The organism is Nocardia huaxiensis (assembly GCF_013744875.1).
Classification (GTDB): domain Bacteria; phylum Actinomycetota; class Actinomycetes; order Mycobacteriales; family Mycobacteriaceae; genus Nocardia; species Nocardia huaxiensis.
The window spans coordinates 1607331-1621866 of the sequence record NZ_CP059399.1; the positions used below are offsets into that span (position 1 = coordinate 1607331).

Genomic DNA, 14536 nt, shown 5'->3' on the forward strand with positions numbered 1-14536 from the left:
CCCGGCTACGGTGGGCGTGTGGCCCCCGAGGACTCCGCGACCGCGCGACGGCTGACCGTCGTCGACCAGGCGCTGCGGTTGTTCGCTGAAAAGGGTTACGAGGCAACGACGGTCGATGAGATCGCGGAGGCGGCGGGGATCTCCCGCCGCACCTTCTTCCGGCAGTTCCGCTCGAAGGAGGATGTGGTCTTCGCCGATCACGAATCCCAGCTGGCCCAGGCGCGCGAGTTTCTCGATGCCGCGCAGGGCGATCCGTGGGTGGCGGTGGTCGAGGCCGTCGTCGCCATCTTCGAACGGTTCACGCAGTGGCGTGAGCTGGCGGCCCGCCGCTACGGCGTGGTGCGCAAGGTGCCGACGCTGCGCGAGCGCGAGATTGTGACGGTTTTCCGGTACGAGCGGCTGTTCACCGATTTTCTGCGCGCGAGACTGCGCGGTGAAGCAGATCTTGCGCTCGTGCAGTTCACCGCGGCGGTCACCGCGACACACAACTACCTCCTGCGCCGCATGGTGCGCGGCGAGTCGGACGCGAGTCCCGCCGATCTGCGCGCGGCCCTGAGTGCCATCCCGCGTGGCACCGCGCCGAGTGCTGAAGATTCGCCCGGAAGCTCCGACGACATGGTGGTGGCGGTGTTCCCGCGGGACATGCCCGCTCGGCAGGTCGCGGATCTGCTGGCCCGCCGCCTCGATACGCTGTGAGAGCGCACGTCCGGTGATGACACTGCGTGCCACTCGGTTGTGAGGTATTACGCGCACGTGGCCGCGATATTGCGGCGTATACTCGGCTCTGAATGGCACTGAGTGCCGCATAGTTGGCGAAGCTGGGCAACCAGCGGCGATCCCCACCGACGACCCAGGAGAGACACCCCATGGCGGGCAACCCCGACTTCAATCTGTTCCAGCTCGAGGACTTCCACCACGAGCTGCGCGAGGCCATCCGTGGCCTGTCCGAGAAGGAGATCGCCCCCTACGCGAAGGACGTCGACGGCAACTCCCGTTTCCCGGAGGAGGCGCTGACCGCCCTCAACGCCGCCGGCTTCAACGCCGTGCACGTGCCCGAAGCCTACGGCGGCCAGGGCGCGGACTCGGTCGCCACCTGCATCGTCATCGAAGAGGTCGCCCGCGTCTGCGGTTCCTCCTCGCTGATCCCCGCCGTCAACAAGCTCGGCACCATGGGCCTGATCCTGCAGGGCTCCGAGGAGCTCAAGCAGAAGGTGCTGCCGGACATCGTCAACGGCCGCATGGCCTCCTACGCGCTGTCCGAGCGTGAGGCCGGCTCCGACGCCGCCTCCATGCGCACCCGCGCCAAGGCCGACGGCGACGACTGGATCATCAACGGCTCCAAGTGCTGGATCACCAACGGCGGCAAGTCCGACTGGTACACCGTCATGGCCGTCACCGACGCCGAGAAGGGCGCCAACGGCATCTCCGCGTTCATGGTGCACAAGGACGACGAGGGCTTCGTGGTCGGCCCGCTGGAGCACAAGCTGGGCATCAAGGGTTCCCCGACCGCCGAGCTGTACTTCGAGAACTGCCGCGTCTCCGGCGACCGCATGATCGGCGCGCCCGGCACCGGTTTCAAGACCGCGCTGCAGACCCTGGACCACACCCGCCCGACCATCGGCGCGCAGGCCGTCGGCCTGGCCCAGGGCGCCCTGGACGCCGCGATCGCGTACACCAAGGACCGCAAGCAGTTCGGCAAGACCATCGCGTCCTTCCAGAACACCGAGTTCATGCTGGCCGACATGGCCATGAAGATCGAGGCCGCCCGCCTCATGGTCTACACCTCGGCCGCCCGCGCCGAGCGTGGCGAGAAGAACCTGGGCTTCATCTCCGCCGCCGCCAAGTGCTTCGCCTCGGATGTGGCCATGGAGGTCACCACCAACGCGGTGCAGCTGTTCGGTGGCGCCGGCTACACCACCGACTTCCCGGTGGAGCGAATGATGCGCGACGCCAAGATCACTCAGATCTACGAGGGCACCAACCAGATCCAGCGCGTCGTCATGTCGCGTCAGATCCTGCGCTGAAACAGCTTCAGTAGCTAGCTGATTGCTCCGGTGGCTGGGGCGCCGCGGTTGGGGCGGCGTCACGGACCGCCGGAGTTTTTCTTTGTGTGTTTCCCAGGGCGAGGCCGGATTTCAGGGCTGTTCGGCCGGGCATGGTAGGGGCACCATGTATCCATGGCCGGAGTCGAAATCAACGACACGTTCGTCCGACGGACGCTGGCCGACGGACGGGTGGAAGAGGTCGCCTGGAACGAACTGGCGGAGGTTCGGATCATCACGATGGCGGACGGTTCGTTCTCGGACGAACTGTTCTTCGTGCTGATCGGGGCGACCGGTAAGGGTTGCGTCGTGCCGTATTCGGCGGCCGACCGGGCGTTCCTGACCAGGCTGCAGGCGCTACCCGGGTTCGACCGCGACAAGGTGGTCGAAGCCCGGTTGAGCATGGCCGATCGGCAGCTGCTGGTGTGGCGGCGAGCCGGAAACCGCCGCCCGCGCGCGAATTAACCGACCAGGTCGGCGTATTCGGGGTGCTGCCCGATGTACTTCTCGACGTACCAGCAGGTGGGAATGATCGAGAAGCCCTGTGCGCGTGCGTCGTTCAAGGCGAATTCGACGACCTGTGCTGCGACGCCGCGGCCCCGGAACTCGGGGAAGGTCAGCGTGTGCTGGATGTCGCGGATCTTCTTCTGCCCGTCGATCCGTTCGGCGTAGTCGGCGTAGCCCGCGAGCGTGTCGTCGAGGTAGATCTCGTAGCGGGTGGCGTCGGCATTGTGTTCCAGCCTTGCAGTCATGATCTCTGTCAACTCCGTTGCGTGGGTGGTTTGTTCCGTACCCGCTGCGCACAGCCCTTTCAAAGCACGGCTCCGGGATTGAGAATGCCATGCGGATCCAGCGCATCCTTGATCCGGCGCGTGAGGGTCATCACGTCGGGTCCGAGCTGGTCGGGCAGCCACGCCTTCTTGAGCCGGCCGACGCCGTGCTCACCGGTGATGGTGCCGCCCAGGCTGATCGCGAGGTCCATGATTTCGCCGAAGGCGAGGTGGGCGCGCTCGGACTCGTCCGGGTTATTCGGGTCGTGCACGATGAGCGGATGGGTGTTTCCGTCACCCGCGTGCGCGATGACCGAGATCAGCACGTCCCGGGTGCGGGCGATCTCGGCGATGCCGGTGACCAGATCGCCGAGCCGGGGGAGCGGGACGCCGACATCCTCGAGCAGCAGCGGCCCTTTGCGTTCCACGGCGGGGATGGCGAATCGGCGTGCGGCGCAGAAGGCTTCGCCCTCCTGTTCGTCGTCGGTGCGGAAAGCTTCGGTGGCCCCGGCCTTTTCGCAGGCGGCCAGCATGAGGTCGGCCTCGTGCCCGGCATGTTCGCCGGGAGCGTCGGAGCGGGCCACCAGCAGTCCGGCGGCCTCGCGGTCCAAGCCCATCCGCAGTTCGTCCTCGACCGCGTTGATGGCGACCGAGTCCATGAACTCGAGCATGGACGGCCGCAGCGCCCCGGTGATCGCGAGGATCGCGTCGGTGGCGGCGGTCACCGTCGGGAAGGTCGCGACCACCGTCGACTGCGGCGGTTGCGCGGGCAGCAGCCGCAGCGTCAGCTCGGTGATGATCCCCAGCGTGCCCTCGCTGCCCACGAACAGTTTGGTCAGCGACAGCCCCGCCGAATCCTTGAGCCGCGGCCCGCCCAGCCGCACCGCCGTGCCGTCCGCCAGCACCACCTCCATGCCGAGTACGTAATCGGTGGTGACCCCGTACTTCACGCAGCACAGCCCGCCGGCATTGGTGGCGGCATTGCCTCCGATGGAACAGATTTCGAACGACGACGGGTCCGGCGGATACCACAGCCCGTGTGCCGCGACGGCCCGCTTGACCTCCGCGTTCAACAGTCCCGGCTGCACCACGGCGGTCCGTGTCACCGTGTCGACGCTGATCTCGCGCATCTTCTCGGTACTCAGTAGCAGGGCCCCGTGCTGTGCCGTGGCCCCGCCCGACAGCCCGGTCCCCGCCCCGCGCGGCACGATCGGCACTCGCCGCTCGTGTGCCCACCGCACCACGGCCGAAACCTGTTCGGTGGTATTCGGCCGGACCAGTGCGAGGGCGATTCCGGCATCCGGATCGAGGGCGCGGTCCTGCCGGTATGCGCCGAGAATGTCGGGATCGGTGACCACCATGCCGTCCGGTAGCAACGCGCGCAGCGTGCCGAGATCGGGGGTGTCCGAGAGTTGGTGCGGGTCCACACTCCAGAAACTACGTCGTCTCGCCCGGATTGTCCGCGACCGGTCCGGGGTGGGGTGGCTGCCGCGCAGTACACTGCCGCCGTGTCCGATCCCAAGCTTGAAATCCAGATGCTGCACGACCGAGTCATGGTCAAGATCAACCAGGAAGCGGGCGAACGGCGCAGCAGCGGGGGGATCCTGATTCCGGCGACCGCACAGGTCGCCAAGCGCCTGTCCTGGGGTGAGGTCTGCGGCGTCGGCTCGCATGTCCGCGCGGTGAGCGTCGGCGACCAGGTGCTGTTCAGCGCCGACGACCAGTACGAGGTCGAGATCCACGGCATGGCCTATTACGTGCTGCGCGAACGCGACCTGCACGCCGTCGCCAACGAGCGCGCCGAGCACGGCACCGGGCTGTACCTGTAGCCGCGATGCCCGCACCCCTTTCGAGGGGTACGGGCCATTCCCGGGTTCGTCAGCGGGTGGTCTGCCGGGGCAGCATGCACGCCGCGGCCAGCACGGTCAGCGCGAAGACCAGCGCCGCGCCGGTGGCCACCGCCATGGCCGAGGCGAAATCCCCTACGCCGCCGGGTGTTCCGAGCGCGGTGAAGTAGATCGTCCCCAGCACGGTGGCGCCCACCGCATTGCCGAACTGCTGCGCCGTGGTGAGCACGCCCGCCGCCATTCCGGCCTGGTGCGTCGGGATTCCGGAGGACAGCACCGCCCCGAGCGCCGAGGGGATCGACAGCCCGTTGCCCGCGCCGACGATGATCATCCCCGGAATCAGTGCCGCCGCAGTGATATCGGAGCCCAGCAGGAGAATCGCGGCGAGGGTGAGGAGCAGTCCGGTGATGCTGACGCTCGCGCCGAGCACCATGACCCGGTTCCCGATCCGCTCCGCCACCCGCCGCGACAGGATCGAGCTGGTCGCGAAAGCCAGTCCGAGCGGCGCGAATACGAGCCCGGCGTGCAGCGGCGAGAGCCCGAGCCCGTTCTGTAGCAGCAGGGTCAGGCACAGCATGAACCCGGCGAAGAAGGCCAGGTATCCGCCCGAGATCACCATCCCGGCCCCGAAAACCCTGGTGCGCACCAGATCCAGATCCAGCACCGGTTCGCCGCCGCGCCGGGCGAGCGCGCGCTCGTAGCGCAGGGTGAGCAGCAGCACCGGCGCGGCCGCGGCCATGGTGGCCCAGATCCACAGCGGCCAGCCCGCGGTGCGTCCGAGTGTCACCGGCACCAGGATCATGGCCAGGGCGAGGGAGATGCCCAGTGCGCCGATCGGATCGAACTTCGGCCGCCGCGCGATCTCGTGCCGTGGCAGCCAGGCCGCCGCCAGCAGTGCGGCCGCGAGGCCGATGGGCAGGTTCACCAGGAAGATGGTGCGCCATCCCCATCCGAACAGATCGATGTGCAGCAGCACGCCGCCGAGCACCTGCCCGGATACCGCGCCGATGCCGACCGTCGCGCCGAAAGCGGCCATGGCGCGCGGTCTTTCGGCGGGCGGGAACATGGTGTTGATCAGCGCCAGCATCTGCGGGATGAGCATGGCGGCGGTGGCCCCCTGCAGTACCCGGAATCCGACGAGCGCCCAGGCGCTGGTGGCGAGTCCGCAGAGCAGGGAGGCGGCGGCGAAGGCGAGCATGCCGAGTACGAACATGCGGCGGTGCCCGTATTTGTCGCCGAGTCGTCCGCCGGTGATGAGCCCGCTGGCGTAGGCGAACCCGTACCCGCCGACGATGAGTTCGAGGGCGGCTTCCCCGGCGTGCAGGTCGTGTTGCAGGGAGGAGGCGGCGACATTGACCACGAAGTAGTCGAACATCGCCATGAACATGGCGGAGAGGATGACGGGCAGCGCGCGCCAGCGGTTGGGGTCGCCGGTGAGTGAGGGTGGGGTAGCGGGGCGTTCTTGCGTGATGGTCACGACTTCTCCCGGAATCGGCTGGGGGAGTGGGTGTTCGGCGGGTGCGCCATTGCGCCCGGGTGGAGTTCGCGAGACTCGATGATGTGTAACTAACCGGTTGGTTGAAAGTATTCCACCGGGTTCCCCCCTCTTGTCAACCAATTAGTTGGCTACCATCGATCCATGTCACCGAGGGATCCGGACGCCACGAAGGCGCGCATCTTCGAGGCCGCCACCGCCGAATTCGCCGCCTACGGCATCGCCGGCGCCCGCGTGGACCGCATCGCCCGCAATGCGAAGGCCAACAAGCAGCTCATCTACGCCTACTTCGGCGACAAGGAAACCCTGTTCCATCAGGTCCTCGAGCACGCCATGATCGAACTGGCCAATGCCGTCACCGACAACATCGAAGACCTCGACACCTGGATCGACCAGCACATCGCCTACCACCACGCGCACCCGGAGATGCTGCGCCTGCTGCTCTGGGAGGCCCTCGAACTCGGCTCCGAGCGCGCCACCGCCGGTGAACTCCGCGCCAGCCGCTATGCCTCCAAACGTCATTGGATCGCGGTCGCCCAGGACAAGGGGCTCATTCGCTCGGATATGCCCGCGGGTCAGATCCTCATGACCCTCATGTCCTTGATCAACTACCAGTTCGCCGTCCCCCAGGTGCGCGGCTACATCCTCGGCCCCGACGCCGATCCCGAGGAGTCCCGCGCCTGGACCAGGGACGCGATCCGCCGCATCCTCGCCCCCATGCCGGATTCCGGGACGTGAGATCGATCGATCCCGGCGCGTGCGGTCCACCCCGTGACGCGTAGCCGCGAATTGTCCGGGGCCGGTGGCACTATGGGTCCAATGATCAAGAACACCGCACTCGTGCTCGGCGGCGGTGGCGTCGCGGGCATCGCCTGGGCAACAGGTATCGCGGCGGGTCTCGCCGCCGCCGGAATCGATGTGAACCAGGCCGAGCTCATGATCGGCACCTCCGCCGGTTCCACCGTGGCCGCTCAGCTCGCCAGCGGCGTCCCGATCGAGGAACTGTATGCGCGCCAAGCGGATCCGGCCCGGCAGTATCCGGAGCTGACCCCGCCCGGCGTCTCCTTCACCGAACTGTGGCCGGTGCTCGCGCAGATCTACACCGACTACCCGGACCTGGAAGAACAGCGCAAGCGCATGTGCGCCCTCGCCCTCGAAGCCGAAACCGTGCTGGAGGCAACGAGATACGCGATCATCGAGGGCCGCCTGCCGGTACATGCCTGGCCCGACCGCCCACTGCGCATCGTCGCCGTGGACGCCTACACCGGTGCACCCCGCATCTTCGATCGCACCTCGGCCGTCCCCCTGGTGGACGCGGTGGCCGCCAGCTGCGCGGTCCCCGGCGTCTGGCCCCCGGTCACCATCGGCGACACCCGCTACCTCGACGGCGGCGTCCGCACCTCCGTGAACGCCGATCTGGCAGCCGGTTTCGACCGCATCCTGATCCTGGCCCCGCTGGTCGACCTCGCGCTGGAGGAGCAACTGTTCGAATTGCGCCGCACCGCTTCACGAGTCGAGCTGATCACCCCCGACGAGCCCTCCCTGGCTGCCTTCGGAGCCGACCCGCTCAACCCCGAAACGCGTACTCCCGCGGCCACGGCCGGTCGCGCCCAGGCGGATGCCCTGGCCCCCGCGATGGAATACCTGTTCGCCTGAAAACACAACGGCCCGTGCTGCTTTCGCAGCAACACGGGCCGTTGTATCGCCGGAATGTGCGGTGTCGATCAGGCGGTCTTCAGTGTGCCGCCGTCGATGACGAAGTCCGCGCCGACAATATTGCCCGCCCGCGCCGACGCCACGAATGCCACCAGCGCCGCCACCTCCGCGGCCTCGGAGATGCGGCCGGACGCGATCCCGAACTGCCCGGGCACGGCGGCCAGGAAGTCCTCGTGCGCAACACCACTCATGGACGCGAGCTTCGCGCCCAGCCCCGCCTCGCCCCGCCAGATATCGGTGCCGGTCACCCCGGGCGACACCGTATTCACCCGAACCCCCTTGGGCCCCAGCTCTTCACTGAGCCGTTTGCCGAACGACTTCAACGCCGCCTTGGCCTCGCTGTACCCGACCGGCCCGGTGCTGGGCGCGTGCGCGTTGATCGACGAGACATTGACGATCGCACCCTGCCGCTCGATCAGGCTGGGCAGCGCCGCGCGGGTAGCCGCCACAACCCCGAACAGATTGAGATCGAAGAGATCTCGCCACTGTTCCTCCGGCGTCTCCAATACCCCCGCGAACCCCAGCAGTTCGGTATCGCCCCCGCCGACATTGTTGATCAGAATATCGATCCCGCCCAGTTCCTCGAGCGCCGCATCGATCAATGTCCGTGCTCCGCCCGAACCGCTCAGGTCGACGGAAACGGCTGCGGCGGCAACCTTCTCGAGTTCCGGCGTAATGGTGCGAGCGCCCCCGACCACCCGAACACCTTCGGCGGCAAGCGTTTCGGCAATGGCAAGCCCGATGCCCCGGCTGGCTCCGGTGACCACGGCGGTCTTCCCATTCAATCCGAGATCCATGTGCACATACCTTTCTTGAACTACAGGTCAAAAACTAGGGCATGAAAAAGGCCGCGTCACTGCGGCCAGATCGGTCAGAGGGTCGAGACTGCTGTGTCGACAATGCGGTGCAGCACGGGCGCGTCCTGCGTGCGAGCCGTAACCCGAAGCCCGGCAAGGGTATTCATGAGAAACTCGGCATGCGCGCGAGGGTCGATATCCGCGCTGACATCCCCCTCCCGCTGCCCGCGTTCGATGCGCGCGGTCAAACCCGCGACCACCGGCTCCGCCGAATTCCGCACCGCCCGAGTGATCTCCGGATCCCGCCCCGCCATCTCCACCGCGGTATTCACCGCCAGGCACCCCCGTCGAACCGGTTGCGCGAGATCGGAATCCACCATCTCGAGCAGAAACCCCCGAATGGCCTCCCGGGTAGTCCCCGCCCGGCTCAGCAGGGCCTCCGCTCGCTCCGCCCCCATCCGCGAGTACCGCTCCATGGCCAGATCGAACAGCTGCCGCTTGCTCCCGAAGGTGTTGTAGAGACTGCCCTTCCCCACTCCGGTCGCCTCGGCGAGCTGCGCCGGCGACGTATTGCCGTACCCATTGGTCCAGAACACATCCATCGCACACTCCACGACCTCATCGGTCTCGAAGTTGCGCGGCCTGCCCATGCCCCGACTGTATCCGTTCTAGACCCCTGGGTCAAAAACTCCGCGCCGAGGAATGCCAACGGCCCGCATCCGAAAGGATGCGGGCCGTTGGTAAACCGTTCGCCCTACAGCGCCTTCAGTTCCTCGGTGACCGCACCGACGGACTTCTTGGCGTCGCCGAACAGCATGGAGGTGGTGTCGGCGTAGAACAGCGGGTTGTCGATGCCGGCGAAGCCGGAGTTCATCGAGCGCTTGAGCACGATGACCGACTTGGCCTTGTCGACGTTCAGCACCGGCATGCCGTAGATCGGGGACGAGGAGTCCTCGCGGGCGGCCGGGTTGGTGACGTCATTGGCGCCGATGACCAGGGCGACATCGGTACGGTCGAATTCGCCGTTGATGTCGTCCATTTCCTTCATGGCGTCGTAGGACACCTCGGCCTCGGCCAGCAGCACGTTCATGTGGCCGGGCATACGACCTGCCACAGGGTGAATCGCGTACTTGACCTCGACGCCCTTGGCTTCGAGGAGCGCGGCCATTTCCTTGACCGCGTGCTGGGCCTGGGCGACGGCCATGCCGTAGCCGGGGACCACGATGACCTGGTTGGCGTAGGCCATCTGGATGGCCGCGTCGGCCGCGGAGGTGGCCTTGGCCTGCTTCTGCTCGCCGCCCGAAGCGCCGGGAGCCGTTCCGCCACCGCCGAATCCACCGGCGACAATGGCCGGGATGGACCGGTTCATGGCCTTGGCCATGAGGTTGGTGAGGATGGTGCCGGACGCGCCGACGATCATGCCGGCCACGATCATGGCGGTGTTGTTCAGCGCCAGACCCGCCGCGGCGGCGGACAAACCGGTGAGCGCGTTGAGCAGCGAGATGACCACGGGCATGTCCGCGCCACCGATGGGCAGCACGACCATCAGGCCGAGAATGCCCGCGAGCACGAGCACCAGGATCATCCAGTACTGCGGCACACCGTCCTTGGTGGCGCCGACGCCGATGACCACGGCCGCGGCGATCGAGCCCAACAGCAGCAGCAGGTTCAGCGGCTGCTGCAGCTTGCCGATGCCGATCGGACGGCCCGGCAGGGTCTCCTGCAGCTTCAGGAACGCGATGATCGAGCCCCAGAACGACACCGAGCCGATGATGGCCGCGAACAGCGAACCGATGACGATGTGCACCGACGGCTGCTCGTGCAGCGCGGAAAAGCCGTCGCTGTCGAGGAATTCGGCCCACGCGATCAGCGCCACGGTGCCACCACCGACGCCGTTGAACGCGGCGACCAGCTGCGGCATGGCGGTCATCTTGGTGAAGCGGGCCGGCGGCACGCCGAGCGCGATGCCGACGATGAGCCCGGCCGCGATGATGATCCAGTTGCTGGTGTCACGGATGGAGATGAAGGTCGCGACGACCGCGATCACCATGCCGACCGCGGCGATCCAGTTGCCGCGCACCGCGGTCTTCGGGCCGGTCAGACCCATCAGACCGTAGATGAACATCGCGAACGCGACGATGTAGAGAATGTTGACGAGATTGTCCATAACTAGCGGCCCGCCTTCGCAGACTCATTGCTCCGCTGCGCTTCGCCCGCGGCGGGCTTCTTGGCCTTGAACATGCCGAGCATGCGGTCGGTCACCACGAAACCACCGATGACGTTCAGGGTTCCGAACACGACGGCGACGAACAGGATGATCTGCATGAGCACCGAGGGGTGCTCGACCTTGCCGAACACCACGAGCGCGCCGAGCACCACGATGCCGTGAATGGCGTTGGTGCCGGACATGAGCGGCGTGTGCAGGGTGTTGGGCACCTTGGAGATGACGGCGAAGCCGACGAACCCGGACAGCACCAGGATCGCGATATTCGCGAGAAGTTCGGTGTACATCAGGCTTCCTTCTCACGGGTGACGCAGGAATCGGCCAGCACCTGATCCTCGAAATCGGGTGCCAGCGCACCGTCTTTCAGCATCAGTTCCAGCAGGGCCGCGATGTTCTTGGAGTACAGCTCGGACGCGTGCTCCGGCATGGTGGCGGGCAGGTTGAGCGGCGAGGCGATGGTGACGCCGTGGCGCACAACGGTTTTGCCGCCCTCGGTGAGCTCGCAGTTGCCGCCGGTCTCCCCGGCCAGGTCGACGATGACGCTGCCGGGCTTCATGCCCTCGACAGCGGCGGCGGTCACCAGGCGCGGCGCGGGACGCCCGGGGACGAGCGCGGTCGTGATGACCACGTCGAAGCCCTTGATGGCATCCTCGAGCGCCTGCTGCTGGGCAGCCTTCTCCTCGTCGGTGAGCTCACGGGCGTACCCGCCCTCACCGGCGGCGTCGATGCCCAGATCCAGCCACTGCGCACCCACGGACCGCACCTGATCGGCGACCTCGGGCCGCACGTCGTAGCCGGTGGTCCGGCCGCCGAGCCGCTTGGCGGTGGCGAGGGCCTGCAGACCGGCCACACCCACACCGAGCACGAGCACGGTCGCGGGCTTCACGGTGCCGGCCGCGGTGGTCAGCATGGGGAAGAAGCGAGTCGACTCGGACGCCGCCAGCAGGACCGCCTTGTATCCGGCCACGTTCGCCTGTGAGGACAGCGCGTCCATCACCTGCGCACGGGAGATACGCGGAATCGCCTCGACGGCGAAGGCCTGCACGCCGGCCGCCTGCAGCGCGCCGATCTTGTTGTCGGCATTGCGCGGCGCGAGGAATCCGATCAGCGTCTGCCCGGAGGACAGCTTGCTGATCTCGGAGTCGTTGGGTGGCGCGACCTTCACCACGACATCGGCGCTCCACGGATCGCCGATGGTGGCGCCCGCGTCGGTATAGAGCTCATCGGGGATGAGTGCGCCCAGACCGGCACCGGACTCGACGATCACTTCCACGCCCTGCTTCAACAGGGCCGGAATGATCTTCGGCACCAATGCGACACGTCGTTCGTCCGGGTTCGTCTCACGAACCACGCCGACGCGCGCACCGCGGGGCGCAGCTGTCTGTGCGCTCTGCGTTGTGTCCACTTGTCAAACTTCCTTCTCGTGGTGAAAACGCCACCAGGTGTCCATGATGGGCCGTGTCACCGGTCCAACGGTGGGCCGAACTTACTCTGTAGTAAGTTCGAGAGAATTCTCGCAACTGTACCCGGTCCGCGGTGAGGATAGCCGAGATGCCCGTCACAGGGTGTGGCGAGAAAACGGACAATCACATGCTCAGGCAGGGGTACTACCAGCCACAAGCCCCTACGTCGACGTGCGCTACTTACTGGTAGGTGTGTGAGCAGGTCGAGCCCGGACAACCGGTGCGAGGGGTGTCGCGGATCACTCTTACGCCGTAATCTCACGAGCGTGAGTGGCTGTATTTTCTGCCGGATCGTCGCGGGCTCCGCACCCGCGACCAAGATTCACGAGGACGACATTCTCATGGCGTTCCTCGACATCCGGCCCATCACGCGGGGGCACACGCTGATCATCCCGAAGTGGCATGCCACCGACCTGGACGATCTGAATCCGGCGCTGGGGGCACAGCTTTTCGCGTTCGGGCACCGTCTGGCCAAGTCCATGCGCCGCAGCGACCTCGGTGCGGACGGGGCCAACCTGGTGCTCAATGACGGCAAGGCCGCTTTCCAGACGGTCCATCACGTGCATCTGCACGTGGTGCCCCGCCAGAAGGGCGACACCTTCACCTTCGCGAAGGGCTTCGTCACGCGCCGCCCGCACAACCGCGAAACCACCGCCGCCGCCATTCGCGCGGGCCTGGACCGGCTCGCCGCAGAGGAGAGAGAAACCACCGCATGACCGACACGGTGCCGGACCGCGCGGAAATCACCGCGGCCCTGTCCGCCCAGTGGGACGAGCTCACCCGGCTAGTGGACGGGTTGGACGAAACCGCCTGGCGCACCCCCTCGGCGCTGCCGGGGTGGACGGTGTTCGACGTGATCGCGCACGTGATCGGCGTGGAATCACTGCTGCTGGGGGAGCCGACGCCGGAGGTCGAGGTGAGCGGCGAGCACATTCGCAATGATGTGGGCGCGCTCAACGAGAAGTGGATCGCAGCGCTGCGCCCGCTGACCGGAGTGCAACTGCTGGAACGCTTCCGGGAGATCACCGGGCGGCGACTGAAGGCGCTCGCGGAGACCGGCCCGGAGGTGTGGGCCGAACCCGTGCCGACGCCGGTGGGCATGGCCCCCTACGGCCGGTTCATGCGCATCCGCCTCTTCGACTGCTGGATGCACGGCCTCGATATCGCCGACGGCCTCGGCGTGAACACCGACGAGGGCGGTCCGCGCGCGGAAAACGCGTTCCCCGAACTGCTTCCGGCGATCGGCAAGGCCGTGGTCAAGGGCGCGGGCGCGCCGGACGGTGCGAGCGTCACCATCGAGACCACGGGTCCGGTGCGGCACACCGTGCACGTCGCGGTGGCGGGCGGCCGGGCCGCGGTGGTCGAAAACCTCGATGCCCCAGCGACTGTCGCGCTCTCCCTGCCGTCGGGCCTGTTCGCCCGCCTGCGCGGCGGCCGCACCGGCGCGGACGCGCACCCCGGTGAATACGCGATCACCGGCGACACCGAACTCGGTGAGCGTCTGGTCCGCAGCCTCGCCTTCACCCTCTGAGGGCCCGATGCGGCTGTTCCTGTCCAGCTATCGTTTCGGCGCGCACTACGACCGCCTGCTCGCCCTGGTCGGCGAGCCGGGCCGGGTCGCGGTGATCGCGAACGCCTGCGACTCCTGGCCCTCGGCCCGCCCGAGCGCCGTGTCGAGTGATCTGTTCCCGTTGCGCCGCCTGGGTTTCCAGCCGGAGGAGCTGGACCTGCGCACCTACCTCGGTCGCCCCGCCGACCTGGAACGCACCCTCGCGGGCTTCCCGCTGGTGTGGGTGCGCGGCGGCAATACCTTCGTGCTGCGCGCCCAATTCGCCCGCAGCGGAGCGGATGTCGCGCTGCGCAATCTGCTCGCCGCCGACGCCCTGGTCTACGCGGGGTACAGCGCGGGCGCCTGTGTGCTGACGCCCGACCTGCACGGCCTGGAATCCATGGACGATCCGGCCGAGGTCCGTCCCGTGTGCGGTATCGAACCACGCTGGGACGGACTGGGTTTGGTGGATCACCGGATCGTCCCGCACCTGGATTCGCCGACCGACCCGCAGGGCCTGTCCCGCCGCCTCGCCCGCGACTACCGCACCGCGGGCGTCGCGCACTGGGCGCTCACCGACGAGGACGTGATCGTGGTCGAGGGCGACCGCGTGGACGTGCTGGCCCGATAGCG

The 14536-nt window shown here is 67.5% G+C and carries 17 protein-coding genes; 9 read left to right on the top strand and 8 right to left on the bottom strand.

All coding sequences use genetic code 11. The annotated features are described in order from the left end of the window. The first annotated feature begins 18 nt into the window (after window positions 1–18). The 3 genes from H0264_RS07200 to H0264_RS07210 all read left to right on the top strand — a co-directional run bounded on the left by H0264_RS07200 (window position 19) and on the right by H0264_RS07210 (window position 2507). Entirely contained in the window at window positions 19–696 is a 678-nt protein-coding gene (locus H0264_RS07200) for a TetR family transcriptional regulator (protein WP_181583243.1), read from the top strand. A gap of 170 nt (window positions 697–866) precedes the next feature. Next, the gene (locus H0264_RS07205) at window positions 867–2024 is read left to right on the top strand and encodes an acyl-CoA dehydrogenase family protein (RefSeq protein WP_181583244.1); all 1158 of its coding nucleotides are present in this window, start codon (window positions 867–869) and stop codon (window positions 2022–2024) included. Between the two features lie 153 nt (window positions 2025–2177). Beyond that, window positions 2178–2507 (top strand): hypothetical protein, encoded by a 330-nt coding sequence (locus H0264_RS07210; protein ID WP_181583245.1) that lies wholly within the window; start codon window positions 2178–2180, stop codon window positions 2505–2507. Here the strand turns inward: H0264_RS07210 and H0264_RS07215 are convergent. Further along, entirely contained in the window at window positions 2504–2794 is a 291-nt protein-coding gene (locus H0264_RS07215) for a GNAT family N-acetyltransferase (RefSeq protein WP_181583246.1), read from the bottom strand. The genes H0264_RS07210 and H0264_RS07215 overlap by 4 nt on opposite strands. A gap of 59 nt (window positions 2795–2853) precedes the next feature. Next, window positions 2854–4173 (bottom strand): FAD-binding oxidoreductase, encoded by a 1320-nt coding sequence (locus H0264_RS07220; RefSeq protein WP_181585343.1) that lies wholly within the window; start codon window positions 4171–4173, stop codon window positions 2854–2856. Window positions 4174–4320: 147 nt separating this feature from the next. Between H0264_RS07220 and H0264_RS07225 the strand changes: the two genes are divergently transcribed. Then, complete coding sequence (locus tag H0264_RS07225) at window positions 4321–4641, top strand: GroES family chaperonin (RefSeq protein ID WP_181583247.1); 321 nt, start codon at window positions 4321–4323, stop codon at window positions 4639–4641. Window positions 4642–4690: 49 nt separating this feature from the next. Here the strand turns inward: H0264_RS07225 and H0264_RS07230 are convergent, their stop codons facing one another. Then, window positions 4691–6136 carry an MFS transporter gene (locus tag H0264_RS07230; RefSeq protein WP_220139953.1) on the bottom strand — a complete coding sequence of 482 codons (1446 nt, stop codon included), beginning with the start codon at window positions 6134–6136 and terminating at the stop codon, window positions 4691–4693. 162 nt (window positions 6137–6298) lie between these two features. Here H0264_RS07230 and H0264_RS07235 point away from each other — a divergent pair, with 162 nt between their 5' ends. Then, window positions 6299–6892 (top strand): TetR/AcrR family transcriptional regulator, encoded by a 594-nt coding sequence (locus H0264_RS07235; RefSeq protein ID WP_181583248.1) that lies wholly within the window; start codon window positions 6299–6301, stop codon window positions 6890–6892. Window positions 6893–6973: 81 nt separating this feature from the next. After that, entirely contained in the window at window positions 6974–7810 is an 837-nt protein-coding gene (locus tag H0264_RS07240; protein ID WP_181583249.1) for a patatin-like phospholipase family protein, read from the top strand. 68 nt (window positions 7811–7878) lie between these two features. On the opposite strand, the gene H0264_RS07245 is transcribed toward H0264_RS07240, so the two are convergent. From H0264_RS07245 to H0264_RS07265, 5 genes are all read right to left on the bottom strand, one after another. Continuing rightward, complete coding sequence (locus tag H0264_RS07245) at window positions 7879–8667, bottom strand: SDR family NAD(P)-dependent oxidoreductase (protein ID WP_181583250.1); 789 nt, start codon at window positions 8665–8667, stop codon at window positions 7879–7881. A 74-nt stretch (window positions 8668–8741) separates the two neighbouring features. Continuing rightward, window positions 8742–9317, bottom strand: a complete 576-nt coding sequence (locus H0264_RS07250; RefSeq protein ID WP_181583251.1) for a TetR/AcrR family transcriptional regulator — start codon at window positions 9315–9317, stop codon at window positions 8742–8744. 104 nt (window positions 9318–9421) lie between these two features. Further along, a complete protein-coding gene (locus H0264_RS07255; RefSeq protein ID WP_181583252.1) occupies window positions 9422–10834 on the bottom strand; it encodes an NAD(P)(+) transhydrogenase (Re/Si-specific) subunit beta in 1413 nt (470 codons plus the stop codon). A gap of 2 nt (window positions 10835–10836) precedes the next feature. Next, window positions 10837–11178, bottom strand: coding sequence for an NAD(P) transhydrogenase subunit alpha part 2 (locus H0264_RS07260; RefSeq protein ID WP_181583253.1), 342 nt, complete (start codon window positions 11176–11178; stop codon window positions 10837–10839). Then, a complete protein-coding gene (locus H0264_RS07265; protein WP_181583254.1) occupies window positions 11178–12296 on the bottom strand; it encodes a Re/Si-specific NAD(P)(+) transhydrogenase subunit alpha in 1119 nt (372 codons plus the stop codon). The genes H0264_RS07260 and H0264_RS07265 overlap by 1 nt, the downstream gene beginning before the upstream one ends. 324 nt (window positions 12297–12620) lie before the next feature. On the opposite strand from H0264_RS07265, the gene H0264_RS07270 reads away from it, so the two are divergent. The 3 genes from H0264_RS07270 to H0264_RS07280 are packed head-to-tail and all read left to right on the top strand — an operon-like array spanning window position 12621 to window position 14534. Then, window positions 12621–13070 carry an HIT family protein gene (locus H0264_RS07270; RefSeq protein WP_181583255.1) on the top strand — a complete coding sequence of 150 codons (450 nt, stop codon included), beginning with the start codon at window positions 12621–12623 and terminating at the stop codon, window positions 13068–13070. After that, a complete protein-coding gene (locus tag H0264_RS07275) occupies window positions 13067–13885 on the top strand; it encodes a maleylpyruvate isomerase family mycothiol-dependent enzyme (RefSeq protein ID WP_181583256.1) in 819 nt (272 codons plus the stop codon). The genes H0264_RS07270 and H0264_RS07275 overlap by 4 nt, the downstream gene beginning before the upstream one ends. A gap of 7 nt (window positions 13886–13892) precedes the next feature. Further along, window positions 13893–14534 carry a Type 1 glutamine amidotransferase-like domain-containing protein gene (locus H0264_RS07280; RefSeq protein ID WP_181583257.1) on the top strand — a complete coding sequence of 214 codons (642 nt, stop codon included), beginning with the start codon at window positions 13893–13895 and terminating at the stop codon, window positions 14532–14534. Window positions 14535–14536: the final 2 nt, after the last annotated feature.